Source organism: Stenotrophomonas sp. YJH_SMC_123 (genome assembly GCF_059368215.1).
The window spans coordinates 82067-94486 of sequence record NZ_JCAFRM010000001.1; the positions used below are offsets into that span (position 1 = coordinate 82067).

A 12420-nucleotide genomic window follows, 5' to 3' on the forward strand; every position below is an offset into this window, starting at 1 on the left:
ACCGTTTCCTGGTACATGCCCTCTTGGGAGCCCGCCGTGAACAGCACCGCGACCACCATCGATTTCACTTCGTTCCTCAAGCTGATGGCGCACCAGCGCGCCTCGGACCTGTTCATCACGGCCGGCATGCCGCCGGCGATGAAGGTCAACGGCAAGATCTCGCCGATCACCCAGACCCCGCTCACGCCGCAGCAGAGCCGCGACCTGGTCCTCAACGTGATGACCCCGGCGCAGCGCGAGGAATTCGAGAAGACGCACGAATGCAACTTCGCCATCGGCCTGTCCGGCGTCGGCCGCTTCCGCGTCAGCTGCTTCTACCAGCGCAACCAGGTCGGCATGGTGCTGCGTCGCATCGAGACGCGCATTCCGACCGTGGAAGAACTGAGCCTGCCGCCTATCATCAAGACGCTGGCGATGACCAAGCGCGGCATCATCCTGTTCGTCGGCGCCACCGGTACCGGTAAATCGACCTCGCTGGCAGCGATGATCGGTTACCGCAACCAGAACTCGACCGGCCACATCATCACCATCGAAGACCCGATCGAGTTCGTGCACAAGCACGAGGGCTGCATCATCACCCAGCGCGAAGTCGGCATCGATACCGACAGCTGGGAAGCCGCGCTGAAGAACACCCTGCGCCAGGCGCCGGACGTGATCATGATCGGCGAGGTGCGTACCCGCGAAGGCATGGATCACGCCATCGCGTTCGCCGAAACCGGCCACCTGGTGCTGTGCACCCTGCATGCGAACAACGCCAACCAGGCGATGGACCGCATCGTCAACTTCTTCCCGGAAGACCGCCGCAACCAGCTGCTGATGGACCTGTCGCTGAATCTCAAGGGCGTGGTCGCGCAACAGCTGGTGCCATCGCCCGATGGCCGCTCGCGCAAGGTGGCGATGGAGATCCTGCTGGGCACGCCGCTGGTGCAGGACTACATCCGCGACGGCGAGATCCACAAGCTGAAGGAAGTGATGAAGGACTCGGTCCAGCTGGGCATGAAGACCTTCGACCAGAGCCTGTTCGAGCTGTACCAGGCCGGCGAGATCAGCTACGAGGACGCGCTGCGCTACGCCGATTCGCAGAACGAGGTGCGCCTGCGCATCAAGCTCAGCCAGGGCGGCGACGCACGTACCCTGTCGCAGGGGCTGGACGGCGTGGAGATCTCCGAGATCCGTTGACCTGGCCGGCATCGGTCGTGGCTGGATTGATGAATTCCGGTCATGACCGACTGCGGCCGGGCTGGCTCAATCCAGCGCCACCACAGGCGTATCGTCATCACTCCCCCTCTGGAGCACGACGATGCAGACACGCGAACTGGGCCGCAGTGGCCTGAAGGTTTCCGCCCTCGGCCTGGGCTGCATGGGCCTGACCCATGCCTACGGGCAGCCGGTGGAGCAGGGCCAGGGCATCGCCCTGCTGCAGGCCGCCGTCGAGCGCGGCGTGACCTTCTTCGACACCGCCGAGGTGTATGGTCCGTACACCAACGAAGACCTGCTCGGCCGGGCGCTGGCGCCCTACCGCGACAGGCTGGTGATTGCCACCAAGTTCGGATTCAAGGGCGCGCGCACCGATGACGGCCTGGACAGCCGCCCCGAGAATATCCGTGCCGTTGCCGAAGCCAGCCTCAAGCGCCTGCGCACCGACCATATCGACCTGTTCTACCAGCACCGCGTCGACCCGAACGTGCCGATCGAGGATGTGGCTGGCACCGTGCGCGACTTGATCGCCGAAGGCAAGGTCGGCAACTTCGGGCTGTCAGAGGCGAGCGCTGCCACCGTGCGCCGCGCGCATGCGGTGCAGCCGGTTGCCGCCGTGCAGAGTGAGTACTCGCTGTGGTGGCGCGAACCGGAGCGCGAGTTGTTGCCGACGCTGCAGGAGCTGGGCATCGGCTTCGTGCCATTCAGCCCGCTTGGCCGCGGCTTCCTCACCGGCACGATCAACGCCGACACCACCTTCGATGCCAACGATTTCCGCAACAGCGTTCCGCGTTTCGAAGTGGAGGCGCGCCGCGCCAACCAGGCGCTGGTGGATCGCATCAGTACGATTGCCGCAACACGGGGCGCGACGCCGGCGCAGGTGGCGCTGGCCTGGCTGCTGGCACAGGCGCCGTGGATCGTGCCGATCCCAGGCACCACCAAGATCCATCGCCTGGAAGAAAACCTGGGCGCGGCCGACCTGCAGCTGGCACCGGAGGAGCTGCAACGCATCGCACAGGCGCTGAACGAAGTGTCGATCGTCGGCGAGCGCTACAACGCGCAGCGCGCCGCCCAGGCCAAGGGCTGATCACCAGCTGGGTGCGGACCGTTGGTGGTGGGTGCGGACCGTTGGTCCGCACGCCTTGCCCCTCACCCCAGCGGCCCGCGCAGCGCATCAAGCACCGTGCGCATCGCCACGGTGACGTGGCGGCGCGACGGGTAGTACGCGTAGTAGCCATCGAAGTGCGGGCACCAGTCGTCCAGCACCGACTGCAGGCGGCCATCGTCCAGCATCGGCTGCACCTGGTCTTCCGGCAGCCAGGCCAGTCCGCTGCCGGCCAGCGCAGCGGCGCGGGTCATGCCCATGGTGTTGAACGTCCATTGCCCGCCAACGCGCACACTCAGTTCGTTGCCATCCTGGCCGAAATCCCACGGCATCAGTCCCCCATGCGTAGGCAGGCGCAGGGTCACGCAGTTGTGCTTGGCCAGGTCGTCCGGATGCTGCGGCACCACGTGCTGGCGGAAGTAGCTGGGTGCACCGACCACGCGCATGCGCAGCGGCGGGCTGATCGGCACCGCGACCATGTCGCGCGCCAGGCGCTCGCCGAGGCGGATGCCGATGTCGTAGCGCTCGGCGACGATGTCGGCCAGGCCGTAGTCGGTGGTCAGTTCCACCTTCAGGTCCGGATAACGCTGCAACAACGGCGCCAGCCGCGGCCAGGCGATGTACTCGGCGGCGTGGCCGGTGGCGTTGATGCGGATGGTGCCGGCCGGGCGTTCGCGGTACTCGGCCAGTGCGGCCAGCCCGTCCTCGATCTCGGCCAGGCGTGGGCCCAGGGTGTCGAGCAGGCGGGCACCGGCTTCGGTGGTCGATACGCTGCGGGTGGTACGGGTCAGCAGGCGCACGCCCAGGCGCTGTTCCAGGCTGCGCATGGCATGGCTGAGCGCGGACTGGGACACGCCCAGCTGGGCGGCGGCCCGGGTGAAGCTGCCCTCGCGGGCAACGTGGACGAAGGCCTGCAGGTCGTTGAGGTTTTCGCGGGGCATGCTGGAATGATACGGCCGGGCTGCGCCCGGCACCTGCCGAAGCAACGTCAACGGCCACGTCAACTTCAAAAACTGGCTATCCGTGAGATGGCGGGGTGGGCCCGGTTGAGGGGGACGCCGTAAACCCATCCATGGGGGCTTGGTCGCGGCATCCATGCCGCTCACACCCCCTCAACCGGACCCACCCCGCCTTCGACAGTTGGCTGCGGCCTGTCGGGCGAGGCGGGGTCGGACGTTTGGGTGTGTCGATTTCTGCGTCTGTGGTTCGTCGAATGAATGACTTCAACGGGAGCTGCACATGAGCACTGACACCAAGCCGAAAGGCCCGGCCTCGTATTTCCCCTCCATCGAGAAGACCTACGGGCAGCCGGTGGCGCACTGGTTCGGGTTGCTGGCCGGGAAGAAGGGCCTGAAACACATGGAACTGGTCAGCTTCCTGAAGAGTGAACATGGCTTGGGCCATGGCCATGCCAACGCACTGGTGGCTCACCATCTGGCCGGCAAGGGCTGAGCAGCGCCGAGCCCGGGGCAGTGCGAGGCGCATTCAGCTGAACGATTTCATCTGCAACTGTCATGCAGATCGTGTCTAATACCGCTCCCCACCCGCTGTTCCCCACCCGCATGTCCCTTCCTTCCCATGGCCCCGCGCCGTGCGACGACGCTGACGGCCACCTGGTCACCGCCGGTCCGCTGACCCCGCCGCCCGACAGTGCTGGCACCACCGCCCACGAAAAAGCGCTGCGTCACTCGATCGCCGAGGACGTGCAGGGCATGGTGCTGGCCACGATGGTGGCCTCGCTGGGCTTGGCCATCTTCGCCAAGGGCGGGCTGATGATCGGCGGCATGGCGGGCATGGCCTTCCTGCTGCACTACGCGATGGGCTGGAACTTCGGCCTGGTGTTCGTGCTGGTCAACCTGCCGTTCTACTGGGTGGCGCTGCGGCGCATGGGCTGGGAATTCACCCTGAAGACCTTCGCCGCAGTCACCGCCTGTGGCGTGCTGACCGACCTGCTGCCGCGCTGGATCGACTTCTCGCACATCAACCCGCTGTATTCGGCGATCGTCGGTGGTGCCTTGTCCGGCCTCGGCATCCTGTTCTTCATCCGACACCGCGCCAGCCTTGGCGGCATCGGCATCCTGGCGGTGTACCTGCAGCGCACCCGAGGCTGGAGCGCCGGCAAGGTGCAGATGTCCTACGACGCCTGCCTGATGGTAGCCGCGTTCTTCGTGCTGTCGCCATCGAAGGTGCTGTACTCGGCCATCGGCGCGGTGGTGCTCAGCCTGGTGCTGATGTTCAACCACCGCCCCGGCCGTTACATGGGCGTGTGACCGTTCAACGGGGTTGCCGGCCAGCGGCCGGCACTACCGGCATCCACGCGCGGAGATCCCTCAGCGGACGGCGGCCTGCAACCACGGCGGCGACAGCTTCAGCAGCCGCGCATGCACCGGGCAATCCTCGGCGTGCGCGCCGGGCAGGTAGCCCAGGCTCATCAGGAACTCGCCGGTGATCTCGCCACCGGTGAAGCGGAAGGTCTTCTTGAACAGCTTCACCCAGTCGGCCTTGCTGCGCGGATGATGCGCATCCAGCCACGCCGCGAAGCTGCCATGACTGGCCCGCAGCCGCTGGATCACCTGCGCGTTGTGGATGGCGGCCAGTACCTTCAGCCGGTTGCGGATGATGCCCGCGTCCGATAGCAGGCGCTCGATGTCCTGCTCGGCATAGGCCGCCACGCGGTCGACATCGAAGCCGTCATAGGCCGCGCGGAAGCCCTCGCGCTTTTTCAGGATCGTTTCCCAGCTCAGCCCGGCCTGGTTGATTTCCAGCACCAGCCGCTCGAACAGCTCGCGCTCGTCACGCTGCGGGAAGCCGTACTCGTTGGCGTGGTAGTAGTCGTGCACCGGATGGCCCGGGGCGATGAGGCAGTAGCCGCTCATGGGGAAGACTCGCTGGATTCGGGTTCGGGATCGATGGCCACTGCGGGGCGCCCACCGATGGACAGCATCGGCCAGCGTGGTGGTTCGAGAGTGAGTTTGCCATCACGCAGCGCCTGGTTGATCGCCTCGGCCTGGCCGCTGGCGGTGCCGAACAGCGAACCGGCCCGGCGCCAGTGGTTGTCCCTGCCACGTGCGTACAGCACGCAGTCCGGCCCACGGATGGTGTACAGCTCGCACAGCAGCACGTCGGTGTTCCCGTCGCCATCCAGATCGCGATGCACGATCAGGCAGTCGCGCTCGCTCTGGGCGCAGGATTCGCCATCGATCGCGCGCGTGGCCAGTGCCTGCCACCAGTCGTCCGGTGGCGAGCTGGATCCCTTGGCCAGCTTCAACGCGCGCTGCAGGGCGACGACGTCCTGCGGCCCCTTGTCGAGGCGCTGGCCGTCATCCCAGCGCGAGGTACGTGCCAGCGCGGCAGCGATCACCTGTGGCGCGTTGGCATCGGCGGTGATGGCTGGATCACGCTGCAGCTCGCGCAGCGCCCGCACGCCGCGGTGGCCAAGATCGAAGCGCAGCACGTTGACGTCACTGCTGGTGATCGCGGGCGGGTCGGCACGCAGGCGCGCCAGCTGGCTGGACAGGGTCAGCCGCACCGGGTCCAGCAGCGGCGAGTTGCCCAGCAATGCCAGTGCCAGCACCGCCCAGCACATCCAGCGGTTGACCGGCTCCAGCATCTGCAACCAGCGGCGCTGCCGGCGCAGCACCGCCAGCGCGTAGCCCACGGCATAGCCGGCCACGGCCACTGCGACGAGTACCGCCCAGAACCGGTCCACGGTCCAGCCGTACTGCACCACGCGCAGCCCCAGTGCGTACAGCGCCAGTGCGGCGTAGACCGGCAGCGCCAGCAGGCTGGCTTCAACCAGACGGCGCAGCACGACGGGGTAGGGCGCGGTGTCGTCCCCCTGCTGGTAGACCGCATTGGTGAACGTCACCAGCAACAGCGACAGCACCAGCAGCAGGCTGGCGGCCGAGCGGGTCTTCCACAGCGGTTCCAGCCCGGTAAGCGGCAGGCTCAGCACGAACAATACGGCGATGAACGAGAGCAGCGGCAGCAGTCCGCGGCAGATCGCGAACAGCACCTGGCGGGTGATCTGGATCGCGCGGTGCTGGGTGCGCCCGATCAGCACGCCGAACCCGGCCAGGCTGCCGGTAGCCAGCGCAATGAAGGCATCCTGGCGGAACAGGTCGCGGAAGACGGTGACCTCCAGCAGCTGGAACAGCGCGGCCCACAGCCACAGCAGCAGCCAGGTCAGCCCGGTGAACAGTGCCGCCAGGGCGAGGGTCAAACCGTTCTGCCAGGCGCGCTCGAACAGCTCGGGGTAGCTGGCGCGCCAGTGCCCGTGCTGCAGCTGGAACTGCCACCAGGGCAGCACCACGAACACCGCCACGGCCATGCCCAGGGTCAGTGGAAACTGCAGCGCGCTCGACTCCAGCGCGGTCTCGCCAGTGAGGTTCCAGCCGATCCAGGCGGCCAGCGCCAGCACCACCGCCGAGCCGAGCACGGCCTGCAGCCACAGGCGGCGCTGGCCCAGGTCGACCAGGCTCAGCGCCACCGCGCTGGGAATGGCCAGCACCCAGGCGTACCAGCAGTAGCGCCAGCCGATATCGCGGAACGGCCACGCATCGGACAGTTCCTGCGCGGCATACAGCATCAGACCCTGCAGCAGGGCAATCAGGACGATGGCGCTGCGTGCCGGCAGGGTCAGGGGCGATGAAGACTGCATCGATGACCTTCCATGGCAAAGCACCATCCTAGCCCATCGCGGTTCGCCGCCTTTGCGCGACCATCCCGCCCCCAGCAGGTAGAATGGGACCATGCCTGTAACGCCGACCTCCCTCGCCGATCACCTCCTCGTCGCGCTGCCGTCGCTGCTCGACGCGACCTTTGCCCGCAGCGTCGCGCTGATCTGCCAGCACGACGAGAACGGGGCGATGGGCGTGCTGGTCAACCAGCCTTCCGAGTACACGCTGGGTGAAGTGCTTGCACAGATGGACATCACCACCGGTGACGGCGACCTGCAGGCGCGCATGGTGCTCAACGGCGGCCCGGTGCATCCCGAGCGCGGCTTCGTCATCCATGACGACGCGCGCGCGTGGGATTCCAGCCTGATCGTGGGTGACGGCCTGTACCTGACCACTTCGCGCGACATCCTTGAAGCGATGGCGCGTGGCGAAGGCCCGGCCAATGCCGTGGTCACCCTCGGCTGTGCCGGTTGGGGCGCAGGGCAGCTGGAAAGCGAGCTGTCCGAGAACAGCTGGCTGACCGTGCCGGCCGATGCCGAGCTGGTGTTCCAGCTGCCGCTGGAGCAGCGCTGGCAGGGTGCGGCCTCGCGCATCGGCGTGGACCTGTTCCGGCTGACCGACTACAGCGGCCATGTCTGAGCCGGCCACGCCCGTACCGGCTCCTGCTGTCCCGGCGATCCGCCGTGACGGCACCGTTCTGGGTTTCGACGTCGGCTCGCGGCGGATCGGCGTGGCCATCGGCAGTGCCTTCGCTGCGCATGCGCGCGCGGTGGCGGTGGTCGATGTGCACGGCAATGGCCCGGACTGGACCGCGATCGAACGCCTGCTCAAGGAATGGAAGCCCGACGGCCTGGTGGTCGGCGACCCGCTGACCCTGGACGGCCAGGACCAACCCAACCGCAAGCGCGCGCAGGGCTTCGCCCGCCAGCTGCGGGAACGTTTCAAGCTGCCGGTGGTGATGATCGACGAGCGTTCCAGCTCGGTCGAGGCTGCCCGCCGCTTCGCCGTCGAGCGCGCCGAAGGGCGCAAGCGCCGCCGTGATGCGGCCGCGCTCGATGCCGTGGCCGCGGCGGTGATCATCGACCGCTGGCTGTCGTCCCCCGACGACGCCACCCCCATTCCCTGACTGCCCGACACCGCCATGACCGCCCAGCAAATCGATGCCTCCGGACGCCTGCGCCACCTGCTGACCCTGGAGGGCCTGCCGCGCGGGACCCTGCTGCAGCTGCTTGACCGGGCAGGTCAGATCCGCGATGCCGCAGTCGGCCGCGTCGGCAACAAGCGCCACGTGCTGGCCGGTTCGGCGGTGTGCACGCTGTTCTTCGAGCCGTCCACGCGCACCCGCAGCTCATTCCAGCTGGCCGCGCAGCGCCTGGGCGCCGATGTGCTCAACTTCGATGCCTCGACCTCGTCCACCCGCAAGGGCGAAACCGCCTGCGATACGCTGCGCAACCTGGAAGCGATGGGCGTGCGCGGCTTCGTGGTGCGCCACCCGGAGGATGGCGCGGTAGCCGCACTGGCAGAAGCGGCGGGCGAGGGCACCGCACTGATCAACGCCGGTGACGGCCGCAGCGCGCACCCGACCCAGGGCCTGCTGGACATGCTGACCCTGCGCCAGGCCAAGGGCCCGGATTTCTCGAAGATGAAAGTGGTGATCGTCGGCGACGTGAAGCACTCGCGCGTGGCCCGCACCGACCTGCATGCGCTGCGCACGCTGGGCGTGGGTGAGATCCGCGTGTGCGGCCCGCAGTCGCTGCTGCCGGACGATGAGACCCTGAAGGGCTGCGTGGTCGGCGATGATTTCGACGCGATGCTGGAAGGCGTCGACGCGCTGATGATGCTGCGCCTGCAGCGCGAGCGCATGGAAGAAGGCCTGGTGCCGTCGCTGGAGCAGTACCACGCCCAGTACGGCCTGACCCGCGAGCGCCTGGCGCGCGCCGGCAAGGATGCCGCGGTGCTGCACCCGGGCCCGATCAACCGCGGCGTGGAAGTGACCGACTACGTGGCCGACGGCCCGCAGTCGTGGGTGCTGCGCCAGGTCGCCAACGGCGTCGCCGTGCGCATGGCCGTGCTGGAAACCCTGCTGGGCTGACCACCCGCTCTGGTAGGTGTCAACCTTGGTTGACACACTTGCCGCGCGGCTTGTCCGCGCACCGCTCTGGTAGATGCCAACCTTGGTTGGCACTATCCATCCGCGCCCAAGTTGTCGAGCGGATCACACGAAGCCCCAAGCTCCCATTCGCACCATGCATGGGGATATTGCCCAAGCCGCGTCGCCAGTCCAGCCCTGATCGGATTTCCCATCAGGTACATCGCACGCCGGTGCAACGATTCGTCAGAGCGGATCGCATGATCGTGATAGCAGGCCTGCCAGAAGCGCCCGACTCGCCCCAGCAACCGGTTTGCCTGCTGGGCTGTGCGCGACTTGAAACGCTTCATGACGGTTTCCAGCGTTCCCGCACGTAGTTCGACCAGCCAGTGGATGTGGTCGGGCATGACCACGTACGCAATCGAGCGGGTGAAGCCTTCCTGATCCAGTCGCTGGAATTCGCGGACTGCCAAGGCGGCCGCTGCGGCGTTGGTGAAGAGCGGCGCGCGGTCATGGACGACGGCGGTGAGGATATAGCTGAGGCCGATGCTGGAGCGACGACCGAGCAGGAGACGTGTGTTCTGCATGGAGCAAGCATGGACGGGCCTGCTTCCAGTGAACATCGGGGAATGGGTTGGTTTCAGGTAGGCCAGTGCCAACCAAGGTTGGCAACTACCAGAGCAGTCAGTGCCAACCAAGGTTGGCAACTACCAGGACAGTCAGTGCCAACCAAGGTTGGCAACTACCAGGGCAGTCAATGCCAACCAAGGTTGGCAACTACTGAAGCTGCGGCTCAGCGCTTCTGCGCGAACAGCCATGCCCACATCGCCGGGTCGGCGTAGGTGGCGTCCCAGGCATTGTGGTTGCCGTCCGGGTACTCGGTGTAGCGCACGTCGCGTGCAGCGGCGCTCCGGAATGCGGCGTGCAGTCTGCGATCGTCGTCCGGTGGCACTACATCATCCAGCGCACCGTGGAAGATCCAGATCGGCGTGCCTCTCAGGCGCTGGGCGATGGCCGCATACGGATCGGTTTCCTGGGCGACCTGCTCGACGAACAGGGTCGGGCGCACCGCGCGTGGCGCCAGCACCGCGCCGCACACGGGCACGATCGCGGCGAAGCGCCCGGGGTCATCCAGCGCGATGTTCCAGCTCCCATAGCCGCCCATCGACATCCCGGTCAGGTACTGCCGTGAGCGATCGGCACCGAACTCGGCGATGGTGGCGTCCAGGGCGGCCAGCGCAACGCGGTTGTTGCGCCCGCTCCATTCCTGGTGGCCCGGCACCTGGGGGAATACGGCCAATGCGGGGAAGTCGGCCGCGTGCCTGCGCAGGTGCGGCCCCAGCCCCGCATGGGTCTGCTTGACACCGTCGCCGCCACGCTCGCCGGAGCCGTGCAGGAACAGGATGACCGGGAGTCTGGTGGGAGCGGTGGCCTGAACGCCGGCCGGAATGAACACCTGGTAGTAGGCGGTCTCGCCGTCCACCTTCACTGCGCGGCCCTCGAAGCGGCCGCGCGCGCTGTCCGGCAGCGAAGTGCAACCGCTCATCATCAGAAAGGCCAGCAGCGGCAGCCAGCGCGACATCGATCGGACCATGGGATTTCCCGGGGCGGCAGGGTCAGCTGCATCCTAGCCCGCCGCAGGTCAACGCGGCATCGTGCGGCGCGTCACTCCGGTCGCGGGAAACTGGCAATGATGTCCAGCTGCTCCTGCGCTTCGGCATTGCCCTCGGCGGCGGCCGCCTGCACCTGCGCGATGTCCGGATGCAGCACCACCAGCAGCGGGTTCTCGCAGACCGGGCAGGCGTACTCGGTGGCGTCCTCGTCCAGCTCCATCTCCATGGCACGCGAGCTGCCCTTCCATTCGCAGGCCGGGCAGGTGTGCTGCTGGTCGCGCCAGCCGGGCTGGAAATAGTTTTCGATCGTTGTTGCCATGGGTGTTCCAGTTGGGATCGGACCCTGCAGGGTTCAGTGCAGCAGCACCAGCGTGGCCAGGCCGAGGAAGGTGAAGAAGCCCATCGAGTCGGTCACGGCGGTCAGGAAGATGCCGCTGGCCAGCGCCGGGTCGAAGCCGAAGCGTTTCAGGGTCAGTGGCACCAGCACGCCGGCCAGTGCGGCGAACAGCAGGTTGCAGGTCAGCGCGATGGCGATCACTGCCGACAGCCCGGGCGAGTGGAACCAGGCCAGCACGATCAGCCCCAGCACGGAACCCAGCATCACGCCGTTCAACAAGGCGACCCGCACCTCCTTCCACAGCAGCGTGCGCGCGTTGGACGCGCCTACCTGGCCCAGTGCCAGGCCGCGCACCATCAGCGCCAGCACCTGGGTACCGGCATTGCCGCCCAGGCCCGCCACGATCGGCATCAGCACGGCCAGCGCCACCAGCTTGTCGATGGTGCCTTCGAAGTGGCCGACCACGCTGGAGGCCAGGAAGGCGGTGCACAGGTTCACCGACAGCCACATCAAGCGCCGGCGCATGGCGCGCCAGACCGGGCTGAACAGGTCTTCGTCCTCGTCCAGGCCGGCGGCGCCCAGTGCCTGGTGCTCGGCCTGGCCACGGATGATGTCGACCACGTCATCGATGGTGATGCGGCCGATCAGGATGTTGTTGTCGTCCACCACCGGCGCGGAGATCCAGTCATGGTCGGAGAACTGGCGGGCGACCTCCTGGTCGCTCTCGCCGACGTCAATGGCCGGCTGCTCGTCGTCGATCAGGCGGTTGATCGGGGTGGTGTCCTCGTGGGTCACCAGTGCCGCCAGCGACACCCGGCCGAGGTACTGATGGCGCCGGCTGACCACGAACAGGTGATCGGTATGGTCCGGCAGTTCGCCGCGCAGGCGCAGGTAGCGCAGCACCACGTCGACATTGACGTCGGCGCGCACGGTCACCACGTCCGGGTTCATCAGGCGGCCGGCGCTGTCCTCGGGATAGGACAGCACCTGCTCCAGGCGCTCGCGGTTCTCGCGGTCCATCGACTTGAGGACCTCGTCGATGACCGTATCGGGCAGGTCTTCGACCAGGTCGGCCAGGTCGTCGATGTCCAGGTCTTCGACCGCGGCGATGATCTCGTCCGGGTCCATGTCCGCGAGCAGGCTCTCGCGCACGTCTTCGCCGACGTGGACCAGCACCTCGCCGTCATCTTCCGGATCAACCAGGCCCCACACCACCTCGCGCTTGCCCGGCGGCAGCGATTCAAGCAGGTTGCCGATCTCGGCCGGGGCCAGGGTGTTGACCAGCCGACGTACCGGGCCCAGCCGGCCGCTGTCCAGTGCATCGGACAACATCCGCAGTTGGCGCGCAGTCTTGTCGTGGCGTACAGCTTCAGCCATCGCAGCTCCCGCGGGATAAGAAA

The 12420-nt window shown here is 67.3% G+C and carries 14 protein-coding genes; 7 read left to right on the forward strand and 7 right to left on the reverse strand.

Features of this window, described 5'->3' with window-relative positions; all coding sequences use genetic code 11:
• Window positions 1-15: 15 nt before the first annotated feature.
• Window positions 16-1179, forward strand: coding sequence for a PilT/PilU family type 4a pilus ATPase (locus tag AC5P5W_RS00385; protein WP_042358565.1), 1164 nt, complete (start codon window positions 16-18; stop codon window positions 1177-1179).
• Between the two features lie 121 nt (window positions 1180-1300).
• Complete coding sequence (locus AC5P5W_RS00390) at window positions 1301-2284, forward strand: aldo/keto reductase (protein WP_197574245.1); 984 nt, start codon at window positions 1301-1303, stop codon at window positions 2282-2284.
• Window positions 2285-2346: 62 nt separating this feature from the next.
• Here AC5P5W_RS00390 and AC5P5W_RS00395 read toward each other — a convergent pair whose 3' ends face one another.
• The gene (locus AC5P5W_RS00395; protein WP_197574246.1) at window positions 2347-3243 is read right to left on the reverse strand and encodes a LysR family transcriptional regulator; all 897 of its coding nucleotides are present in this window, start codon (window positions 3241-3243) and stop codon (window positions 2347-2349) included.
• Window positions 3244-3541: 298 nt separating this feature from the next.
• On the opposite strand from AC5P5W_RS00395, the gene AC5P5W_RS00400 reads away from it, so the two are divergent.
• Together AC5P5W_RS00400 and AC5P5W_RS00405 are read left to right on the forward strand one after the other, a co-directional pair.
• Window positions 3542-3754 (forward strand): DUF4287 domain-containing protein, encoded by a 213-nt coding sequence (locus AC5P5W_RS00400; protein ID WP_014646220.1) that lies wholly within the window; start codon window positions 3542-3544, stop codon window positions 3752-3754.
• 110 nt (window positions 3755-3864) lie between these two features.
• The gene (locus AC5P5W_RS00405; RefSeq protein ID WP_197574803.1) at window positions 3865-4572 is read left to right on the forward strand and encodes a YitT family protein; all 708 of its coding nucleotides are present in this window, start codon (window positions 3865-3867) and stop codon (window positions 4570-4572) included.
• A gap of 60 nt (window positions 4573-4632) precedes the next feature.
• Here the strand turns inward: AC5P5W_RS00405 and AC5P5W_RS00410 are convergent, their stop codons facing one another.
• Both AC5P5W_RS00410 and AC5P5W_RS00415 read right to left on the reverse strand, forming a co-directional pair.
• Complete coding sequence (locus AC5P5W_RS00410; protein ID WP_197574801.1) at window positions 4633-5178, reverse strand: DNA-3-methyladenine glycosylase I; 546 nt, start codon at window positions 5176-5178, stop codon at window positions 4633-4635.
• On the reverse strand, window positions 5175-6962 hold the full coding sequence (locus AC5P5W_RS00415; RefSeq protein WP_197574799.1) for a DUF4153 domain-containing protein: 1788 nt from the start codon (window positions 6960-6962) through the stop codon (window positions 5175-5177). Before AC5P5W_RS00415 ends, AC5P5W_RS00410 begins: the two co-directional genes overlap by 4 nt.
• A gap of 91 nt (window positions 6963-7053) precedes the next feature.
• On the opposite strand from AC5P5W_RS00415, the gene AC5P5W_RS00420 reads away from it, so the two are divergent.
• The 3 genes from AC5P5W_RS00420 to AC5P5W_RS00430 are packed head-to-tail and all read left to right on the forward strand — an operon-like array spanning window position 7054 to window position 9073.
• Window positions 7054-7620 (forward strand): YqgE/AlgH family protein, encoded by a 567-nt coding sequence (locus tag AC5P5W_RS00420; RefSeq protein WP_014646224.1) that lies wholly within the window; start codon window positions 7054-7056, stop codon window positions 7618-7620.
• Complete coding sequence (gene ruvX / locus AC5P5W_RS00425) at window positions 7613-8107, forward strand: Holliday junction resolvase RuvX (protein ID WP_046429259.1); 495 nt, start codon at window positions 7613-7615, stop codon at window positions 8105-8107. Before AC5P5W_RS00420 ends, ruvX begins: the two co-directional genes overlap by 8 nt.
• Before the next feature lie 15 nt (window positions 8108-8122).
• A complete protein-coding gene (locus tag AC5P5W_RS00430; protein ID WP_197574797.1) occupies window positions 8123-9073 on the forward strand; it encodes an aspartate carbamoyltransferase catalytic subunit in 951 nt (316 codons plus the stop codon).
• Between the two features lie 92 nt (window positions 9074-9165).
• Here AC5P5W_RS00430 and AC5P5W_RS00435 read toward each other — a convergent pair whose 3' ends face one another.
• The 4 genes from AC5P5W_RS00435 to mgtE all read right to left on the reverse strand — a co-directional run bounded on the left by AC5P5W_RS00435 (window position 9166) and on the right by mgtE (window position 12397).
• On the reverse strand, window positions 9166-9657 hold the full coding sequence (locus AC5P5W_RS00435; RefSeq protein WP_014646227.1) for an REP-associated tyrosine transposase: 492 nt from the start codon (window positions 9655-9657) through the stop codon (window positions 9166-9168).
• 206 nt (window positions 9658-9863) lie between these two features.
• Complete coding sequence (locus AC5P5W_RS00440) at window positions 9864-10664, reverse strand: carboxylesterase family protein (RefSeq protein WP_080052966.1); 801 nt, start codon at window positions 10662-10664, stop codon at window positions 9864-9866.
• 71 nt (window positions 10665-10735) lie between these two features.
• Entirely contained in the window at window positions 10736-11002 is a 267-nt protein-coding gene (locus tag AC5P5W_RS00445; RefSeq protein WP_032958486.1) for a hypothetical protein, read from the reverse strand.
• Between the two features lie 33 nt (window positions 11003-11035).
• Window positions 11036-12397, reverse strand: coding sequence for a magnesium transporter (gene mgtE / locus AC5P5W_RS00450; RefSeq protein ID WP_008266103.1), 1362 nt, complete (start codon window positions 12395-12397; stop codon window positions 11036-11038).
• Between the last annotated feature and the right edge of the window lie 23 nt (window positions 12398-12420).